General features: G+C 58.5%; 18 protein-coding genes. 7 read left to right on the top strand and 11 right to left on the bottom strand.

Features of this window, described 5'->3' with window-relative positions; genetic code table 11:
• Positions 1-3: 3 nt before the first annotated feature.
• Positions 4-1,386, top strand: a complete 1,383-nt coding sequence (gene cysS, locus CUN63_RS01850) for a cysteine--tRNA ligase (RefSeq protein ID WP_129436924.1) — start codon at positions 4-6, stop codon at positions 1,384-1,386.
• 211 nt (positions 1,387-1,597) lie between these two features.
• Here cysS and CUN63_RS01845 read toward each other — a convergent pair whose 3' ends face one another.
• The gene (locus tag CUN63_RS01845; protein WP_129436923.1) at positions 1,598-3,430 is read right to left on the bottom strand and encodes a sigma-54-dependent Fis family transcriptional regulator; all 1,833 of its coding nucleotides are present in this window, start codon (positions 3,428-3,430) and stop codon (positions 1,598-1,600) included.
• Positions 3,431-3,819: 389 nt separating this feature from the next.
• Here CUN63_RS01845 and CUN63_RS01840 point away from each other — a divergent pair, with 389 nt between their 5' ends.
• From CUN63_RS01840 to CUN63_RS01815, 6 genes are read left to right on the top strand one after another with little or no spacing between them, the layout of a single operon-like run.
• Positions 3,820-4,914, top strand: a complete 1,095-nt coding sequence (locus CUN63_RS01840; RefSeq protein WP_129436922.1) for an ABC transporter ATP-binding protein — start codon at positions 3,820-3,822, stop codon at positions 4,912-4,914.
• On the top strand, positions 4,914-6,005 hold the full coding sequence (locus CUN63_RS01835) for an ABC transporter ATP-binding protein (RefSeq protein WP_129436921.1): 1,092 nt from the start codon (positions 4,914-4,916) through the stop codon (positions 6,003-6,005). Before CUN63_RS01840 ends, CUN63_RS01835 begins: the two co-directional genes overlap by 1 nt.
• 2 nt (positions 6,006-6,007) lie before the next feature.
• Positions 6,008-6,874, top strand: coding sequence for a carbohydrate ABC transporter permease (locus CUN63_RS01830; RefSeq protein WP_129436920.1), 867 nt, complete (start codon positions 6,008-6,010; stop codon positions 6,872-6,874).
• Positions 6,875-6,882: 8 nt separating this feature from the next.
• Positions 6,883-7,683 (top strand): carbohydrate ABC transporter permease, encoded by an 801-nt coding sequence (locus CUN63_RS01825; RefSeq protein WP_129436919.1) that lies wholly within the window; start codon positions 6,883-6,885, stop codon positions 7,681-7,683.
• A 10-nt stretch (positions 7,684-7,693) separates the two neighbouring features.
• Positions 7,694-7,966, top strand: a complete 273-nt coding sequence (locus CUN63_RS01820; protein WP_008146061.1) for a DUF2160 domain-containing protein — start codon at positions 7,694-7,696, stop codon at positions 7,964-7,966.
• Between the two features lie 47 nt (positions 7,967-8,013).
• Positions 8,014-9,756, top strand: coding sequence for an ABC transporter substrate-binding protein (locus CUN63_RS01815; protein ID WP_129436918.1), 1,743 nt, complete (start codon positions 8,014-8,016; stop codon positions 9,754-9,756).
• Between the two features lie 52 nt (positions 9,757-9,808).
• Here CUN63_RS01815 and CUN63_RS01810 read toward each other — a convergent pair whose 3' ends face one another.
• From CUN63_RS01810 to nuoI, 10 genes are all read right to left on the bottom strand, one after another.
• Complete coding sequence (locus tag CUN63_RS01810) at positions 9,809-10,675, bottom strand: alpha/beta fold hydrolase (protein ID WP_129436917.1); 867 nt, start codon at positions 10,673-10,675, stop codon at positions 9,809-9,811.
• Entirely contained in the window at positions 10,675-11,634 is a 960-nt protein-coding gene (locus tag CUN63_RS01805; RefSeq protein WP_129436916.1) for a trans-aconitate 2-methyltransferase, read from the bottom strand. Before CUN63_RS01805 ends, CUN63_RS01810 begins: the two co-directional genes overlap by 1 nt.
• A complete protein-coding gene (locus tag CUN63_RS01800) occupies positions 11,631-12,866 on the bottom strand; it encodes a YcaO-like family protein (RefSeq protein ID WP_129436915.1) in 1,236 nt (411 codons plus the stop codon). The genes CUN63_RS01805 and CUN63_RS01800 overlap by 4 nt, the downstream gene beginning before the upstream one ends.
• A 46-nt stretch (positions 12,867-12,912) precedes the next feature.
• Entirely contained in the window at positions 12,913-13,041 is a 129-nt protein-coding gene (locus CUN63_RS32015; RefSeq protein WP_256657653.1) for a hypothetical protein, read from the bottom strand.
• Between the two features lie 461 nt (positions 13,042-13,502).
• Complete coding sequence (gene nuoN / locus CUN63_RS01795; RefSeq protein ID WP_033057078.1) at positions 13,503-14,966, bottom strand: NADH-quinone oxidoreductase subunit NuoN; 1,464 nt, start codon at positions 14,964-14,966, stop codon at positions 13,503-13,505.
• Between the two features lie 7 nt (positions 14,967-14,973).
• On the bottom strand, positions 14,974-16,506 hold the full coding sequence (gene nuoM, locus CUN63_RS01790; RefSeq protein WP_129436914.1) for an NADH-quinone oxidoreductase subunit M: 1,533 nt from the start codon (positions 16,504-16,506) through the stop codon (positions 14,974-14,976).
• A 39-nt stretch (positions 16,507-16,545) separates the two neighbouring features.
• Positions 16,546-18,399, bottom strand: a complete 1,854-nt coding sequence (gene nuoL / locus CUN63_RS01785; RefSeq protein WP_129436913.1) for an NADH-quinone oxidoreductase subunit L — start codon at positions 18,397-18,399, stop codon at positions 16,546-16,548.
• Positions 18,396-18,704 (bottom strand): NADH-quinone oxidoreductase subunit NuoK, encoded by a 309-nt coding sequence (gene nuoK, locus CUN63_RS01780; RefSeq protein WP_007946416.1) that lies wholly within the window; start codon positions 18,702-18,704, stop codon positions 18,396-18,398. Before nuoK ends, nuoL begins: the two co-directional genes overlap by 4 nt.
• A 2-nt stretch (positions 18,705-18,706) precedes the next feature.
• On the bottom strand, positions 18,707-19,210 hold the full coding sequence (nuoJ, locus tag CUN63_RS01775) for an NADH-quinone oxidoreductase subunit J (protein ID WP_129436912.1): 504 nt from the start codon (positions 19,208-19,210) through the stop codon (positions 18,707-18,709).
• Positions 19,211-19,219: 9 nt separating this feature from the next.
• Positions 19,220-19,765 carry an NADH-quinone oxidoreductase subunit NuoI gene (gene nuoI, locus CUN63_RS01770; protein ID WP_019648466.1) on the bottom strand — a complete coding sequence of 182 codons (546 nt, stop codon included), beginning with the start codon at positions 19,763-19,765 and terminating at the stop codon, positions 19,220-19,222.
• Positions 19,766-19,770: the final 5 nt, after the last annotated feature.

The following is a 19,770-nucleotide window of genomic DNA, read 5'->3' as shown; positions in this document are numbered from 1 at the left end:
AAAGTGCTTACGATCTACAACACGCTCACCAAGAGCAAAGAAGTCTTCAAGCCGCTGGATGGCAACAATGTGCGCATGTACGTCTGCGGGATGACTGTGTACGACTACTGCCACATTGGCCACGGCCGCAGCATGGTCGCGTTTGACCTGGTGACCCGCTGGTTGCGGTTCAGCGGTTACAACCTGACCTACGTGCGCAACATCACCGACATCGAAGACAAGATCATCAATCGGGCCAAGGAAAACGGCGAGCCGTTCGACGCCCTGACCGAGCGCATGATTACCGCGATGCATGAGGACGAGGCGCGCCTCAACATCCTCAAGCCGGACATGGAACCGCGTGCCACCGATCATATTCCGGGCATGCTGAGCATGATCCAGACCCTGATCGACAAGGGTTACGCCTATGCACCGGGCAATGGCGATGTGTATTACCGCGTCGCCAAGTTCATGGGCTACGGCAAGCTGTCGCGCAAGAAAATCGAAGACCTGCGCATCGGTGCGCGGATCGAAGTCGACGAGTCGAAACAGGACCCGCTGGATTTCGTGCTGTGGAAAGCCACCAAGCCGGGCGAGCCGAGCTGGGAATCGCCGTGGGGCGCCGGGCGTCCGGGCTGGCACATCGAGTGCTCGGTGATGTCGACCTGCTGCCTGGGCGAGACCTTCGACATTCATGGCGGCGGCAGCGACCTGGAGTTCCCGCACCACGAAAACGAAATCGCCCAGAGCGAAGCGGCCACCGGCAAGACCTACGCCAACGCGTGGATGCATTGCGGCATGATTCGCATCAATGGCGAGAAGATGTCCAAGTCCTTGAACAACTTCTTCACCATTCGCGACGTGCTGGAAAAGTACCACCCGGAAGTCGTGCGTTACCTGCTGGTGTCGAGTCATTACCGCAGCGCGATCAACTATTCGGAAGACAACCTCAAGGACGCCAAGGGCGCACTCGAGCGGTTCTACCACGCATTGAAAGGCCTGCCGAGCGTGGCGCCGGCTGGCGGCGAAGCCTTTGTCGAGCGCTTCACCCAGGTGATGAACGACGACTTCGGCACGCCGGAAGCGTGTGCCGTGCTGTTTGAGATGGTTCGTGAGATCAACCGTCTGCGTGAGAGTGATCTTGATGCGGCGGCAGGTCTGGCGGCTCGTTTGAAAGAATTGGCCAGTGTGTTGGGTGTGTTGCAGCTTGAGGCTGATGATTTCCTGCAGGCCGGTGCCGAAGGGCGGGTTGATGCGGCTGAGGTTGATGCGCTGATTGCTGCGCGTCTGGCGGCTCGTGCTGGTAAAGACTGGGCCGAGTCCGACCGTATCCGCGACCAGCTCACCGCCATGGGTGTGGTGCTGGAAGACGGGAAGGGCGGGACGACCTGGCGACTGGCTGACTGATTGCTGCTTCTGTTACAGACAAAACCCGCCTTGTGCGGGTTTTGTTTTTGGTTTGTTCGCGAGTGCAGCGGTGTCTGGGCAGGCGCTTTCGCGAGCAAGCCCGCTCCCACATTGGATCTTCGCCATGTTTGAGTTGTGTGTACGACTCAATTCCCCTGTGGGGCTTGCTCGCGAAGGTCTCAAACCGAACACCGGCAGTGCGGCCTACGCGTCACTCAGACTGGCGCAATCGCTTGTAGAGGGTATTGCGACTAACCCCGAGCCGACGGGCCAAATGGGAGATATTCCCCCCAGCCGCCTGCAACTGCCGATTCAAATCCTCGGCATCATTCAAATCCACTGCCAACGGCTCCGGTAAATCCACCGGCTCCATCTCCATATCCACAAAAAAATCATCCGGTAAATGCTCCGGCCGCACCGGTTGTTCCTCGGCCATGGCCAGCGCCACCTGCATCACGCTGCTGACCTGGCGCAAATTCCCCGGCCACGGGTGGCGCCCGAACAACTCCAATACCTCTCTGCTCAAACCGGCCCATTGGCTCGGTTCGCGGTGCTGTTCCCACAGGCGTTTGAACAAGGCCTCTTTATCACTACGTTCTCTTAACGGCGGCAGTTCCAGGGTCAAACCACCAATCCGGTAATAGAGATCTTCACGAAACCGCCCGAGTTGCACCTGTTCGCGCAACGAGCGGTTAGTTGCCGAAATAATCCGTATATCCACCTGGAACAACTCGCTGCTGCCCACCGGTTGCACGCAACGCTCCTGTAACACTCGCAGCAGTCGAGCCTGAGTCGGCAACGGCATATCGCCGATTTCATCAAGGAATAGGGTGCCTTTGTCGGCCTTGCGGATCAGCCCGATGCTGCCTTTCTGGTTGGCACCGGTGAACGCGCCTTTTTCGTAGCCAAACAGCTCGGACTCCACCAGTTCGGCGGGGATGGCTGCACAGTTGACGGCGATGAAGGGTTTTTTGCTCCGGGAACTGGCCTGATGCAGGGCTTTGACGAAGACTTCCTTGCCGACCCCGGTTTCGCCGTGGATCAACAACGGAATGTCTTTTTCCAGTAACCGCTCGGCCTGGCGCACGGCTTTTTCCACGCGGCTGTCACCGAAATGCAGAGTGTTGAGGCTGATCGCTGCCGGTGTCGCCACCGTGGGTTCCGCAAACAGCCGCGCCTGAATCACTGTCTGTTTCGGCCGCTTCAACAGGCACTGGAAGCGGTTGCGTCCCGAGGTTTGCAACGCGAAGGGCAGGCCGTCCGGCTGGTTCAACAACTCCAGCAGCGAGACTTTGAACAGGCTTTCGACACTGACCCGCGACAAGCTGATGCCCAGCAGATTGTCGGCCCGGCGGTTGGCGGACAGCACCTGACCGGTTTCGTCAAAGATCAGCAGCCCGGCCCATTGACTGTCGAGGTTGTTCAGCCCGGTGTTGAAGGTCAGTTGGAAATGCTGGCCATGGAACAGGTTGAGGATCAGCCGGTTTTCCACGGTCTGACTCATCATCTTGACCATGCCGAGGGTGTGGGACGGCGGCAGGTAGCTGTCGCTGGACACATCCAGCACCGCGATGACTTTGCGTTCGGCATCGAAAATCGGTGCGGCGGAACCGGTCATGAAACGGTTGGCCTTGAGGAAATGTTCGTCGTGCTCGATGTGCACCGCCTGCTCGCAGGCGAGGGCGGTGCCGATCGCATTGGTGCCGCTGCAGCGTTCCATCCAGCTGGCACCGGCGCTGAAACCGCGGGTCAGGTTCGGCTCGATAAAACGCTGGGTGCCCCAGGACGTCAGCACCTGGCCCTGATTGTCGGCGAGCATGATCAGGCAGTTGGAGTTGCTGAGGATGTTCTCGTAGTACGGCAGGACTTCCTGGTGAGTGGTTTGCACCAGTGAGTGCTGGCTCTCCAGCAATTGCGCAATGCCCTCGGCCGGCAACTGATCGAACGCCGGGGCGCTCTGATGATTGAGACCGAACGCGCGGCAGCGGGACCAGGAGTCCTGGATGATGGCGTCGTGGGAGAGCGGCAAGGCGGGTGCGGCCATGGCAGTCGATCTCTGAGCAAGCTTTTATTGTTTTTATGGGTTTTGCATCACGCTGGTTTCGCCTCGGCCCCCTGTAGGAGCTGCCGAAGGCTGCGATCTTTTGATCTCGATCTTCACAAATGTCACGGGCGCCAAGATCAAAAGATCGCAGCCTTCGGCAGCTCCTACGGGGACCGTGAACGGTGTGTAGAGTGTTGTTCACTATTGTTCATTGTCAACCGCCGGGTTGTTCAATTGTTCAGTCGCGGTTGTTCATTTCTGTTCAGCAACGAACTCGGTTTTTCTTCCACTTCAAGGATTCTCAAGCCGGATCAACGGCTTGCAATTTCTGGCACGAATGTCGCTCTGTAGCTCTGGTCGCTTGACTCCAATAATAAAAAGGCCGAGCCATGTCATTAACCCTGGAGCACGTCAGCCGTACCGTCGAGGGCCAGACCTGGATCGATGATGCGTGCCTTAGTTTCGAAGCCGGATCCTTCAACGTTTTGCTCGGGCGCACGCTGTCCGGCAAAACCAGTCTCATGCGCCTGATGGCCGGTCTGGACAAGCCCGACAGAGGCCGCATCCTGATGAACGGCGTCGACGTTACCCAACGCCCGGTGCGTTTGCGCAATGTGTCGATGGTCTATCAGCAATTCATCAACTACCCGACCATGACGGTGTTCGAGAACATCGCCTCGCCCTTGCGCCAGGGCGGTGTTTCCAATGAGCTGATCCAGAGCAAAGTGCTTGAAACCGCCAAGATGTTGCGCATCGAGAAATTTCTCCAGCGCCACCCCCTCGAACTCTCCGGTGGTCAGCAACAGCGCACGGCCATGGCCCGGGCGCTGGTCAAGGATGCCGAGCTGATCCTGTTCGACGAACCGCTGGTGAACCTCGACTACAAACTGCGCGAAGAACTGCGCCAGGAAATGCGCGAGCTGTTCAAGGCCCACCACACCATCGCCATCTATGCCACCACCGAACCCAACGAAGCGTTGGCGCTGGGCGGCACCACCACCATTCTTCACGAAGGCCGGGTGATCCAGAGTGGCAAGTCTTCCGAGGTGTATCACCAGCCGCAAACCGTGCTGGCGGCAGAGCTGTTCTCCGAGCCGCCGATCAATCTGATGCCGGGACGTATCGCCGGCAACGAAGTCAGCTTCGCCAATTTCGTGCACTTCCCGCTCAACGTCGATTTGCGGCCGGTGGGCGAGGGCGAGTTCCGCTTTGGCGTACGGCCCAGCCATATTTCGCTGGTGCCGAGCAACGACGATGACCTGGAGTTGGCGGTGACCGTCGAGGTGGCCGAGATCAGCGGTTCGGAAACCTTCCTGCACGTGCGCAACGAGCATTTCCTGTTGGTGCTGCACTTGCCCGGCGTTCACGAATACGACGTCGATGCGCCGATTCGCATCTATATCCCGACCCATAAACTGTTTGTATTCGATACGCAGGGGCGGCTGGTCCAGGCGCCCGGTCGACGTATCGCGAGGGTTGCCTGATGGCCGAAATTCGTTTGCAGCACCTCGCCCACAGTTACACCCGCACGCCGACTGGCCCCGAGGATTATGCGATTCGTGAGATGGACCACGTCTGGGAGCAGGGCGGTGCTTATGCGCTGCTCGGGCCTTCGGGCTGCGGCAAGTCGACCTTGCTCAACATCATTTCGGGGCTGCTCAGTCCGTCTCAGGGCCAGGTGCTGTTCGACAGCAAAGTGGTCAACGACCTGACCCCCGAGAAGCGCAACATCGCTCAGGTTTTCCAGTTTCCGGTGGTCTACGACACCATGACGGTGTTCGACAACTTGGCCTTCCCATTGCGTAATCAGGGCATGGCAGAAGCAAAAATTCACAGCAAGGTGCAGGAAATCGCCGAAGTTCTCGACCTCCAGACGCTGCTGAGCAAGAAGGCGCGCAACCTTACCGCCGATGAAAAACAGAAAGTCTCCATGGGCCGTGGGCTGGTGCGCGATGACGTGTCGGCGATCCTGTTCGATGAGCCGCTGACCGTGATCGACCCGCACCTGAAGTGGAAGCTGAGGCGCAAGCTCAAGCAGATCCACGAGCAGTTCAACATTACCATGGTCTACGTCACCCACGATCAGCTTGAAGCCTCGACCTTCGCCGACAAGATCGCGGTGATGTACGGCGGGCAGATTGTGCAATTCGGTACGCCGAGAGAACTGTTCGAGCGGCCGAGCCACACCTTTGTCGGCTATTTCATCGGTAGTCCGGGGATGAATCTGATCGAGGTTCAGCCGCAGCCAGGCGGTGTCGGTTTCGCCTCGACTCATTTGCCACTTTCCGATGCTCAACAGAAACGCATCGCCGAGTCCGAGTGGAAAACCCTGAAGGTCGGCATCCGTCCAGAGTTCGTGCACGTGTGGGACGAGCCGTTTGATGAGGCGATGCAGGCACCGGTCGTACACGTCGAAGACCTTGGCACCTACAAGATCATGACCCTGAACCTCGACGGCGCCCCTTTGAAAGTGCGCCTGGCCGAAGACAAGCCAGTGCCTGAGGGAACCGCCTACATCAGCTTCCCGGCTCAATGGTTGATGGTGTATGCCGACGAATATCTCCTGGAGACGTAGCCATGAACAAGGTGCAGAACAACAAGGCCTGGTGGCTGGTGTTGCCGGTGTTTTTGCTGGTGGCGTTCAGTGCGGTGATCCCGATGATGACGGTGGTCAACTACTCGGTGCAGGACATCTTCGACCAGTCCAGCCGCTACTTCGTCGGCGCCGACTGGTACAAGCAAGTGCTGCTCGATCCGCGCCTGCATGACTCTTTACTGCGCCAGTTCATCTACTCCGGCTGTGTGCTGCTGATCGAAATCCCGCTGGGCATCGCCATCGCCCTGACCATGCCGACCAAGGGTCGTTGGTCGTCGCTGGTGCTGATCATTCTGGCGATTCCGTTGCTGATTCCGTGGAACGTGGTCGGCACCATCTGGCAGATCTTCGGTCGGGCGGACATTGGATTGCTCGGCGCCAGCCTCAAGGCCATGGGCCTGAACTACAACTACGCGGCCAACACCATGGACGCTTGGGTCACGGTGCTGGTGATGGACGTCTGGCACTGGACGTCGTTGGTGGCGCTGTTGTGTTTCTCGGGGCTGCGGGCGATTCCGGACGTGTACTACCAGGCGGCGCGGATTGATCGGGCATCGGCCTGGGCGGTTTTCCGACACATCCAGTTGCCCAAGCTCAAGAGCGTGCTGTTGATCGCGGTGATGTTGCGGTTCATGGACAGTTTCATGATCTACACCGAGCCGTTTGTGCTGACCGGTGGCGGTCCGGGGAATGCCACGACGTTCTTGAGCCAGACCCTGACGCAAATGGCGATCGGGCAGTTCGACCTCGGCCCGGCAGCGGCTTTCTCACTGGTGTACTTCCTGATCATCTTGTTGGTGTCCTGGCTGTTCTATACGGCCATGACTCACTCTGACGCCAACCGCTGAGGTCTGCCATGAGCAAGAGAAAGCTTATTCCGCTGGTGATCTACATCCTGTTCCTGCTGGTGCCGATCTACTGGCTGCTGAACATGTCCTTCAAGAGCAACACCGAAATCCTCAGCGGCCTGACGTTGTTTCCGCAGGATTTTACCTTCGCCAACTACAAGGTGATCTTCACCGATCCGGCCTGGTACACCGGTTACCTCAACTCGCTGTACTACGTGAGCCTGAACACGGTGATTTCGCTGAGCGTGGCATTGCCGGCGGCGTATGCGTTCTCGCGCTATCGGTTCCTCGGTGACAAGCACCTGTTTTTCTGGCTCCTGACCAACCGCATGGCACCACCGGCGGTGTTTTTGCTGCCGTTCTTCCAGCTGTATTCCTCGATCGGTTTGTTCGATACGCACATCGCCGTCGCGTTGGCTCATTGCCTGTTTAACGTGCCGTTGGCGGTGTGGATTCTTGAGGGCTTCATGTCCGGCGTGCCGAAGGAGATCGACGAAACCGCCTACATCGACGGCTACAGTTTTCCCAAGTTCTTCGTGAAGATTTTCGTTCCGCTGATTGGCTCCGGGATCGGTGTGACGGCGTTTTTCTGCTTCATGTTTTCCTGGGTCGAACTGCTGCTGGCGCGAACGCTGACGTCGGTCAACGCCAAACCGATTGCGGCGGTGATGACGCGCACGGTCTCGGCGTCCGGTATCGACTGGGGCGTGCTGGCGGCGGCGGGGGTGTTGACCATCCTGCCGGGCATGCTGGTGATCTGGTTTGTTCGCAACCACGTGGCCAAGGGCTTTGCCCTGGGCCGGGTCTGAGGAGCTGATGATGGAATGGATGAGTTGGACCGGCCCTACGGCGGCGTTCTTCAGCGTCATTGCCTTGATCCTGGTGGGCATGACGACCTGGGAACTGCGTTCGCCGAGCATTCTTCGGCGTGGTTTGTTGCCGATTGCCACCACCCGTGGCGATCGGTTGTTTATAGGTCTTCTCGGCAGCGCCTACCTGCATTTGCTGGTAATCGGCGTCACCGACTGGAGCATCTGGGTTGCGTTCGCGTTGTCCCTGGTGTGGCTGTTGGCTGTGATGCGTTGGGGCTAGTCGAATCGCTCGGCAAAGTTGCTCCGAAACCCTAAAAGGAGGTCTCTATGTTCGACAAAAACAATAAGCTGCGACATAGCGTTTCATTGGCAGCCATGCTGGCACTCAGCGGGTTGAGCGCTGCGGCCTGGGCCGATGCCTATGAAGACGCCGCGAAGAAATGGATTGGCAGCGAATTCACACCGTCCACCCTCACCCCAGAGCAGCAGCTCGCGGAGTTGAAGTGGTTCATCAAGGCGTCCGAACCGTTTCGCGGGATGAGCATCAAGGTGGTTTCGGAAACCATCGCGACCCACGAATATGAATCCAAAACGCTGGCCAAAGCCTTTACCGAGATCACCGGGATCAAGCTGACCCACGACTTGCTGCAAGAAGGCGACGTGGTGGAAAAGCTGCAGACCCAGATGCAATCGGACAAGAACATCTATGACGGCTGGGTCAACGACTCGGACCTGATCGGCACGCACTTTCGCTACGGCAAAACCGAATCGATCACCGACCTGATGGCCAACGAAGGCAAGGCCTACACCTCGCCGACCCTGGACATCAAAGACTTCATCGGTATCTCGTTCACCACCGCGCCGGACGGCAAGATCTATCAGCTGCCTGACCAGCAGTTCGCCAACCTCTACTGGTTCCGCGCCGACTGGTTCGAACGGCCAGAGTTGAAGGCCAAGTTCAAGGAAAAGTACGGCTACGAATTGGGCGTCCCGGTGAACTGGTCGGCCTATGAAGACATCGCCAAATTCTTCAGCGAAGACGTCAAGGAAATCGATGGCAAGCGTATCTATGGGCACATGGACTACGGCAAGAAAGACCCGTCCCTGGGCTGGCGCTTTACCGATGCCTGGTTCTCCATGGCTGGCGCTGGCGACAAGGGCATTCCCAACGGCTTGCCGGTGGACGAGTGGGGCATCCGCGTCGAGGACTGCCATCCGGTCGGTTCCAGCGTGACCCGCGGCGGCGACACCAACGGCCCGGCGGCGGTCTATGCAACCACCAAATACGTCGACTGGCTGAAGAAATATGCGCCACCGGAAGCGGCGGGCATGACCTTCTCCGAATCCGGTCCGGTGCCGTCCCAGGGCAACATCGCGCAGCAGATCTTCTGGTACACCGCGTTTACCGCCGACATGACCAAACCGGGCTTGCCGGTGATGAATGCCGACGGCACGCCGAAATGGCGCATGGCACCGTCGCCGCGCGGGCCGTACTGGGAGGAGGGCATGAAACTCGGGTATCAGGACGTGGGTTCCTGGACTTTCATGAAGTCCACGCCTGAGAAGCAAAAACTGGCGGCCTGGCTGTACGCGCAGTTCGTGACCTCGAAAACCGTATCCCTGAAGAAAACCATCGTCGGCCTGACGCCGATCCGCGAGTCGGACATCAACTCGCAAGCCATGACCGACCTGGCACCGAAACTCGGTGGTCTGGTCGAGTTCTATCGCAGCCCGGCCCGTGTGCAGTGGACCCCGACCGGGACCAACGTGCCGGACTATCCGCGTTTGGCGCAACTGTGGTGGAGCCACATCGCCGAAGCCGCCAGCGGCGAGAAAACCCCGCAACAAGCGCTGGATGGTTTGGCCAAGGATCAGGATGCGATCATGACCCGTCTGGAACGCTCGAAAGCGCAAGCCACCTGCGCACCGAAAATGAACCCCGAGCGCGACGCGCAGTACTGGTTGGACCAACCGGGTGCACCGAAGCCGAAACTGGCGAACGAGAAGCCTAAAGGTGAAACCGTAAGCTATGCCGAACTGCTGAAATCGTGGGAGGCGGCGCGTAAGTAACAGGCTCTCTGCAGTGTTGAACGGCACTTTCGGGTGCCGTTTTTGTTAACGGTCACTCACGTTTCAGTGACTGCTGCACGGTTTTCAGTATCGGGAGTTCGAAGGCGTTGTGTCCGGCGTGGAGCAGACGACAACGGATGTTCTGGCGCTGGCGAAGCCAACGTACGCTGGACATGCCGAAGGTGTCTCTGATGCCTTGTATCACCACGGTATTGGCGTCGACCGAGAGACTTTCGTCCGCCCGTGTGAAGAAGTAGTGATTGATGTGGTAATGCAACTCCAGCCGGATGGCGCGCACGGCTTCTTCATTGACAAAGTCTTCGAGTGCGCACAGGCGCATCGATTGCCCGTTCAATTGCAAAATGGCCTGCAACCAGTGGATGGCTGCCTGACGTTGTTGCACCTCGCAACCCTTGCTCAGTATCTGGTAGATAACCCGCGCACTGGCGCCGTGGGAGCCATTGGTTATTTCAGATAAACCCTCGCTCAAGGTTTTATCGTAGGCGCTTACATTCGCGGCAAACGGTATGAACACCGAGACCAATGTGGTTTTAAGAATGACGTCGGGATAGCGCTGCTGGTATTGAATGGCCAGCCAGCTTCCCCATGAAACGCCCAGCAAGCTGACTTTTTCAAAACCAAAATGTCGACGCAGGGCATCGATGTCTTCAACGGATAGCCCGGTATTGTTGTGCTGGAGCTCTCCGAGAGGACGGGAGCGACCGCAGCCACGCTGGTCGAACACAATGATGTCGAAACATCGCAGATCAAAGAACGCAAGGTGCTGGGGAGTGCTGCGACCACCCGGCCCGCCATGCAGGAAAAATATGGGTTCGCTGCCCGGTGTACCGTGCCGCTCCCAGTAGAGATGGTGGCCGTCACCGGTTGGGTAGTAGCCTTTGTTCAGGAAGGCAGCCATCAGAGGGGAACCCTCAGCCGATAGAACTGAAACAATTCCTTGTGCCCAGGGCGGGCCGCTACGCTGGAAACCAGCTCCAGTTTCAATGCCTGGGCCATGTAGGGAACAGCGATCAATACTGGCGTATGGCCGAAAATGATAAGGGTGCCACCCGGGTTCACACACGACGCCATATCGAGCAATGTTTGCTGCGCGTCGGTGCGAGTCATCACTTCGGCATTGAGGAAACGCAGTATCAGAACATCACATTTAACGCCGGTTGAGGCGACGTTGCGGGCATCGGCCAGGTAAAACTCGACGGATGAGGTGCCATGACGAATTTTTGCGTGTTCGATCATCGAAACCGACCGATCAGAGCCCATGCACCGGCATTCCGGGAGCTCGCGGGCCAGGTGGGCGATGAACTCGCCAGTCGAACACGCGGGGTCATGAATCACTGTGCCGGCGCTCGATATCGTTTTGAGTAAGGCTGCACAATGCTGGCGAAAGTGACTTTCGTCGGCATCCAGCTGGGTGACGAGCGACTCAGTGCACTGCCAGTATTCGAGCGGGCATACAAACTCCTGCCCTGTGCCGTCAGTGGCAGGAAACGGGAAATAGACTTCGCTGTCTGGCTGAGTCTGCGCGATGTGGAAAGCCGTTTCCTTTTCTTGCGGGGTCACCCCTCGAAAAGAGATCACTGCACCTTCATTACCCCAATGCAGTTGAGCCAGCGGGCCGAGCAACATCCAGGGCCTAAGCAGGCTGTTGATGTGCCAGCCGTCAGCCTCAGTATGTTGCAGGACTTTTCGGCCTACCCAGTCGCGGTCATTAATACGCAAAACGAAGAGATGGTGAAGTCCTGGCCCCAAAGGCTCGATGTAGCGATTGAGTTCGGCCGGGGATGCAAAGGAATGGGCGAAGGTATCAGCCAGCCGTTGTTCTCGAAGGGGGTCGCTCGTATCGAATCGAGGGTTCATGCCGGCACTCCATGCCTGTTTTCCAGTCGCCGCCCCCGCGCCTGCGGGATCACCACATTGCCGCTGGAAACAACGAAAAAACGCTCCAGCCCCGGAATGACGACATTGACTAGCGTGGTTCCGAGTTCGGTCTGATGAAGCTGTGCAATGCCCAGCGTGCGCCCATGCCGGTGCAGGTCCTCGGCCAGAAGACCGATCTGCTCGGCCAATGGCGGCTCATCGGGGGCCGCGGGCAACATCACCGTTTGCTGTTCGCACAGGTTCAACAGTGGATACAGATCGAATCGCAGGCAGCGCAAAAGGCGAGGGAATTTAGTCAGATGGCGTTGTGCGTTACTCAGATAGTCTCTCAGTTCGGGCTCCGAGGCCGAGTGATGCAACTGCACCAGTTCGGTTAGCGCTCGCCAGGCACCATGCCGGGCACTGATCGAGCAACCGGTGCCGAAGACTCGTGGCTGGGCGCAAGGTGCGGTTGAAAAGGCCAGAAAGGTTCGCGCAAGAAATTCAGTGCTGATGTCGACAAGGATAATCTCGGCGCCGATCTCCGTTTCGGCGTCCAGCCATAGCCGACCCAGAGCGTCTTGAGGGGACATACGCGCGATGCGGCGCAAGGGAGGGTGGACTTCGTAGTAAAAGTGTTTCAGTAGAAACAACGAAAGTGCATCACGCTCTATGCATTCATTGGCCGCATGCAAGACCGCCTCGTTATAACTTGCGCCAATAGCCGTTCCACTATTGCTGGCATAACGCTGCAGTGCGCCATAGTTCGTTGTGTCTTGTTCCAGCGTCTGCCGTGAATATCCGGGAGTGCTCAGAGCGATCGGATAAAAAAATGAAGTGTGATTTAGAGCGCTCGTATACGTTCGGCAGCCTGTTAAGGCATTGGGTTGTTCGACGATATGTGCAAGGACAGTATCGTCGGCAAATAGTGGCGTATTGGAAAAATACCGCGGGGCTACATAGTGAATATCGGAAGTATTGAACCGGTCACTTAAATAATGCTCCAGGGTTTCATAAAGCGCACCGACACGGGCGTGTTGCAGGTAACCTTTACCCGATCCTCTGGCGGTACGGTGTGGATCGGTGGTGCTGACAGAAACATGGACCGCGACGATTTGCCGGCCAAGTGTGCGGGTGCCGATGCTGAGTCCCAGGCCATCCAGTTCGGCATGAATCCTCTGCTCGGCCTGCTCCAGGTTGAGTTCTCGTTCAGCAATTGTGAACCTGTCCATTGTCCGTTCCCTCGAGAAACGGGGGGGCCGTGGCCCCCCCGTTTTTTTATACAGCTTCCAGTTCGGCCTGCTCGGCCTCAGTCAGTTGCAGTTCTTCGATTTGCTCTGCCGTTGGAGCTTCCTGTTGTTCAAGATCGACAACGTTATTGGCGTTCCAGCTACTCATGTAACCCATGATTAAACTCCTTTTATTAGAAATTGGATGTGCCGTATCGAGCACGGAGCAAATGTATAAGTCAGGTGTTGGTTTGGTCAAAAATGACAGAAAGTTTCAGTGCCATTTTTCAAGGGGGGATGAAATACGTACACATCATTTGTCGGGTTGACGATTTTTTCGTGATTAATGGGTGGGCGCTGAATAGGGCTGTATTTCAAAACATACTCGCCCAACGATTTTGGCGTACGCATTTGTCGGAAATTTCAGCTGCATGGAGGGGTTAAATCGTGATGACTGAGATTTGTGATCCATTGGGTGCTGTGCGCAACGACTTTGCCTATAACGCACAAAGACGTTTCTAACAAAACGGCGTGTTGAGTCAGCGACTTTTTACCGCCGAATCTGCGCTCGAACCCACAAACGCAAAAACGGCACCCGAAGGTGCCGTTTCTGTTTTCTACCGAGTGTCGCTTAAGCGATCAACCTGCCAACCCCGCCTGCTGAACCAGGACCAGCAACGGCTGCGGATACAGACCGAGGAAGAACGCCAGTGCAGCGATGGCCAGCAGCATCACGCCACCTGCACGTTGTTCCCAGTGCAGTTGCGCATCATGGCGACGCAGGTTCGGTTCGATCAGGTACAGGGTGACCATCACACGCAGGTAGTAGAAGACGCCGATGGCGCTGCCTAGTACCAGGGAACCGACAAGCCACCATTGGTGCGACTCGACGCCGGTAGCGATGATGTAGAACTTGCCGATGAAGCCTGCGGTCAGCGGGATACCGGCCAGGGACAGCATCATCACGGTCAGTACGGCGGTCAGGTACGGACGGCGCCAGAACAGGCCGCGGTATTCGTACAGGGCATCCGCGTCACGGCCGTTGTACGGCGAGGACATCAGGGTGATTACGCCGAACGCGCCGAGGCTGGTGATCACGTAGGTGACCAGGTACACGCCGATGGCTTCCACGGCCAGACCCTTGCTCGCCACCAGGGCGATCAGCAGGTAACCGAAGTGAGCGATGGACGAGTAGCCCAGCAGACGCTTGAGGTTGCTCTGGGTCAGTGCCAGCAGGTTACCGAACAGGATCGACGCGATGGCAATGATGGTCAGCACGTCGCTCAGTACACCGCTGCTCGCCGCGGGCGAGATCTGGAACAGACGCACCATCACTGCGAACACAGCGACTTTCGAAGCGGTGGCCAGGAACGCGGCCACCGGTGCCGGAGCACCTTCGTAAACGTCCGGGGTCCAGAGGTGGAACGGTACCAGCGACAGCTTGAACGCCAGACCGATCAGCATCATGCCCAGGCCCAGTTGCGCCAGCGAGCTTGGCAGGCCGGTGGCCGCGAGGGCCTGGCCGATGCCGACGAAGCTCAGGCTGCCGGAGTCGGCATAAAGCAGGGCCATGCCGAACAACAGGAACGCGGAACCGGCGGCCGACAGCACCATGTACTTGATACCGGCTTCCAGCGAACGCTTGTTGAAGAAGGCATAAGCCACCAGACCGTAGACCGGTACCGAGAGCAGTTCCAGACCGATGAACAACCCGGCCAGGTGCTGCGCGCTGACCAGTACCAGGCCACCGGCGGCGGCCATCAGGATCAGCAGGTAAAGTTCTTCACGGTTGCCCGGGTAACCCGAGCCGCCATCGCCGAGGTAGGCGTGGGCGAGGGTCACACAAGCGAGGGTGGCGACCAGGATCAGCGCCATGTACAAGCAAGCGAAGGTGTCGATTTGCAGCAGTGGAGTCACGGCCAGAGGCGCGACTTTCAGGGCTGGCAGGATCGACAGCAACGCCAGGTTCAGACCCGCCACGGAAATCAGGAAGGTCTGCGAGTGGTTGCGGCGCCAGGCGATTGCCAGCATCACCACGATGATCGTGGCGCTGGTGATCAACAACGGCGCAAGCGCGATAAAGTGTTGAGTCGTGAATTCCATAGCGCTCTTACCGGGCCGAAGCGAGTTGAGTGAAGGCGGTGCCGAGCCATTGCTGCACGCCATGCATCGTCGCGGCAGAGGTATCGAGGAACGGTTGCGGGTACACGCCGATGAAAATCAGCAACGCTGCCAGACCGACCACCATGATCAGTTCGCGACCATCCATGCCATGCAGCACCGCGTCCGATTTGGACGGGCCGAAGTAGGCACGGTGGATCATGATCAGCGAGTAGACCGAACCGAACACCAGACCGGACGTCGCGAGGATAGTGATCAATGGAGCGCTCGGGAACGTGCCTATCAGGATCAGGAACTCACCCACAAAGTTACCGGTAGCCGGCAAGCCCAGGGACGCAGCTGCGAAGAACAGGCTGACGGCCGGCAGGTAAGCAATCTTCGACCACAGGCCACCCATCTCACGCATGTCGCGGGTGTGAGTGCGCTCGTACAGTTGACCACTGAGGATAAAGAGTGCCGCCGCCGAAAGGCCGTGCGCCAGCATCTGCATCACCGCGCCCTGCAGCGCCAGTTGGCTGCCAGAGTAGATGCCGATCAACACGAAACCCATGTGGGAAACGGAGGAGTAGGCGATCAGACGCTTGATGTCGGTTTGGGCGAAGGCCAGGAACGCACCGTAGAAGATCCCGATCAGACCCAGGGTCATGGCGAACGGCGCGAACTCGGCCGAGGCATTCGGGAACAGCGGCAGGGCGAAACGCAGCAGACCGTAAGCAGCCGTTTTCAGCAAGATACCGGCCAGGTCGACCGAACCCGCGGTCGGTGCCTGGGCGTGAGCGTCAGGCAACCAGGAGTGGAACGGCACCACCGGCAGTTTCACCGCGAAGGCGATGAAGAAGCCGAGCATCAGGATGTACTCGGTGGTCAGCGACATCTTGGTTTTCAACAGGTCGGCGTAGTTGAAGGTAATCACGCCGGTGTCGTTGAAGTTGACCAGGACCAGACCCAGGATCGCCACCAACATGATCAGGCCGGAAGCCTGAGTGAAGATGAAGAACTTGGTCGCCGCGTAGATCCGGGTTTTCTTGCCGTCCGAAGAGCTGTGACCCCAGAGCGCGATGAGGAAGTACATCGGCACCAGCATCATTTCCCAGAAGAAGAAGAACATGAACAGGTCGAGGGCGAGGAACACGCCGACGACACCGCCCAGGATCCACATCAGGTTCAAGTGGAAGAAGCCAACGTGACGCTGGATCTCTTTCCACGAGCAGAGTACCGAGAGGATACCCAGCAAACCGGTCAGCAGGATCATCAACAGCGACAGGCCGTCGAGGGCCAGGTGCACGCTGATGCCGAAGCGCTCGATCCAGATGTGCTTGAACTCAAGCACCCAGGTCGGATCGGCGCCAGGTGCCGGAGCAAATGAATAATTACCGTGGGCCCACAGCCAGAGGCCGAGCGCGAGTTCCAGGGTCATGGTCAACAGCGCAATCCAGCGGGGGAGGGTAGCGCCGAAGCGCTCACCCATCCAGCACAGCAGGCCGCCGATGAAGGGGATCAGGATTAGCCAAGGCAGAATCATGACGGGCTCAATTCCTTTCGCAAGTTCGCAAGGTTCATATCAGACCGCTACCAGCACGATGGCGCCGATGACCAGCACGGAGCCGGCTGCCATCGATGCCGCGTACCAACGCAGTTGACCGGTTTCGGTACGGCTCAGGGCGGTGTGGCCGCCTTTGGCCATACGCGGGATCAGACCGATGGTCTGGTCGAGCGGGTCTCTGCGCAGTGCGTGGCTGATCGCAAGGTATGGCTTGACGAACAGTTTGTCGTAGATCCAGTCGAAGCCCCAGGCAGCGAACCACCAGGCCGAAAGGAAGCGGCCGATGCCGCTGTTGGCGATTGCAGTGACGAAACGACGCTTGCCGAGGAACAGCAGCGCGGCCAGCAGGATACCGGACAGGGCGATGGCGCCCGATGCGATTTCCAGACTGTGCTTGGCTTCGCCGCCGGCATGGCCGACGCTTTCCGGCAGCACGCCGTGCAGCGGTGGAACGATCATCGCGCCAATGGCGGTGGACAACACGATCAGCACCGACAGTGGCAGCCAGTGAGCGATGCCGTGACCGGCGTGCGCTTCGGTCTTCACTTCACCGTGGAACGCGATGAAGATCAGGCGGAAGGTGTACAGCGACGTCATGAACGCACCGACCAGACCTGCGTAAAGCAGACCGTGGTTGCCGCTGGCGAACGCTTCCCAAAGGATTTCGTCTTTGGAGTAGAAACCTGCGGTCACCAGTGGCAGGGCCGACAGAGCCGCGCCGCCGACGATGAAGCTGGCGTAGGCCAGTGGCAGTTTTTTCCACAGGCCGCCCATCTTGAAGATGTTCTGCTCGTGATGGCAGGCAACGATCACCGCACCGGACGCAAGGAACAGCAGCGCCTTGAAGAAGGCGTGGGTCATCAGGTGGAAGATCGCGCCATCCCACGCGCCAACGCCCAGTGCCAGGAACATGTAGCCGATCTGGCTCATGGTCGAGTAGGCGAGGATACGTTTGATGTCGGTCTGAACCAGTGCGGCAAAACCGGCGAGTACCAGGGTCACACCGCCGACAATGCCAACCAGGTGCAGGATATCCGGCGCCAGCGCAAACAGACCGTGAGTACGGGCGATCAGGTAGACACCGGCGGTTACCATGGTTGCGGCGTGGATCAGTGCCGAAACCGGAGTAGGACCGGCCATCGCGTCCGCCAGCCAGGTTTGCAGCGGCAGTTGCGCGGATTTACCGACAGCGCCGCCCAGCAGCATCAGGGTCGCCATGACCATCCAGAAGTCGCCAGCCTGGAATTTCTGTGGCGCCAGAACCAGCAGTTCCTGGATGTTCAGCGTGCCCAATTGCGCGAACAGGATGAACAGGCCGATGGCCATGAACACGTCGCCGATACGGGTGACGATGAAGGCTTTCAGTGCCGCGTTACCGTTGTTGCGGTTGCTGTAGTAGAAACCGATCAACAGGTACGAGCACAGGCCCACGCCTTCCCAACCGAAGTACAGGAACAACAGGTTATCGCCCAGCACCAGGAACAACATGCTGGCAATAAACAGGTTGGTGTAGGCGAAGAAGCGCGAGTAACCGGCTTCACCGCGCATGTACCAGGACGCGAACAGGTGGATCAGGAAGCCAACGCCGACCACCACACCGAGCATGGTCAGGGACAGACCATCCAGGTACAGCGCGAAGTTAGGCGTAAAGCCTTCCACCGCCATCCACTGCCACAACACCTGGGTGTAGTGACCGCCTTCAGGTGGCGCAACGTTGAACTGCCAGATCACATAAGCCGTGACGATGGCAGACAAGCCGATGGAACCGACGCCAATCAGCGCCGACAGGTTTTCCGAGAAGCGACCGCGTGAAAACGCCAGCAGCAGGAAACCTATGAGAGGGAATACGAAAGTCAGATAGAGAAGATTCATCCGCGCATCTCGCTGGCAGCGTCGATATCGAGAGTGTGGAAGCGGCGATACAGCTGCAACAGAATCGCCAGGCCAATACTGGCCTCGGCGGCTGCCAGGCTGATCACCAGGATGAACATTATCTGTCCATCCGGCTGCGCCCAGCGGCTACCGGCAACGATGAAGGCCAGTGCGGAGGCATTCATCATGACCTCCAGGCTCATCAGCACGAAGAGAATGTTGCGGCGGACCATCAGGCCGACCAGACCGAGGCAGAACAAGATGCCGGCGACCGCCAGACCATGCTCCATAGGGATAGCAGGCATCGTCATTGCTCCTTGGCTTCGTTGCGGCCCAAGTGGAACGCCGTGACGGCTGCGGCGAGCAGCAACATCGAGGCGAGTTCGACCACCAGCAGATAAGGACCGAACAGGCTGATGCCCACGGCCTTGGCGTCTACGGAGGTGTGGCCGATGGCCTGACCGCTGGAGTGGCTGAACAGCACGTACAGCAGTTCAACCAGCAGCAGGGTGCCGAGTGCGACCGGGCCGAGCCAGATGCCGGGCTTGAGCCAGACGCGCTCTTGCTGAACCGAGGCGGGGCCCAGGTTCAGCATCATCACCACGAACACGAACAGCACCATGATGGCGCCAGCGTAGGCGATCACTTCCAGCACGCCGGCGAACGGCGCGCCGAGGGCGAAAAACGTCATCGCCACGGCAATCAGCGAAATGATCAGGTAGAGCAGGGCGTGCACAGGGTTGGTGTTGGTGATCACGCGAAGCGTGGACACAACAGCGATACCCGATGCGAAATAGAAAGCGAATTCCATCTTTCTTCCTTAAGGCAGCAAGCTCTTCACGTTGATCGGTTCGGCTTCATTCTGCGCGGCGCCTTTCGGCTTACCGGCAATCGCCATACCTGCAACACGATAGAAGTTGTAATCAGGGTTTTTGCCGGGGCCGGAGATCAACAGATCTTCTTTCTCGTACACCAGGTCCTGACGTTTGAACTCGGCCATCTCGAAATCCGGTGTCAGCTGGATCGCGGTGGTCGGGCAGGCTTCCTCGCAGAGGCCGCAGAAAATGCAGCGCGAGAAGTTGATACGGAAAAACTCCGGGTACCAGCGACCGTCATCGGTTTCAGCTTTCTGCAGCGAGATGCAACCGACCGGGCACGCCACGGCGCACAAGTTGCAGGCTACACAACGCTCTTCGCCATCAGGGTCGCGGGTCAGCACGATACGGCCACGGAAGCGCGGCGGCAGGTACACGGCTTCTTCCGGGTATTGCAGCGTGTCGCGCTTGCGGAAGGCGTGGCCAAAGATCATCACCAGGCTGCGAAGCTGGGTGAAGAAGCCATGCACGATGTCAAATATGTACTTCATGATTC

The sequence above is a fragment of the Pseudomonas sp. ACM7 genome, from assembly GCF_004136015.1.
Lineage (GTDB): Bacteria > Pseudomonadota > Gammaproteobacteria > Pseudomonadales > Pseudomonadaceae > Aquipseudomonas > Aquipseudomonas frigoris.
Note: the sequence above shows the minus strand (reverse complement) of the source record. Positions and strands in the feature narration are given on the sequence as shown.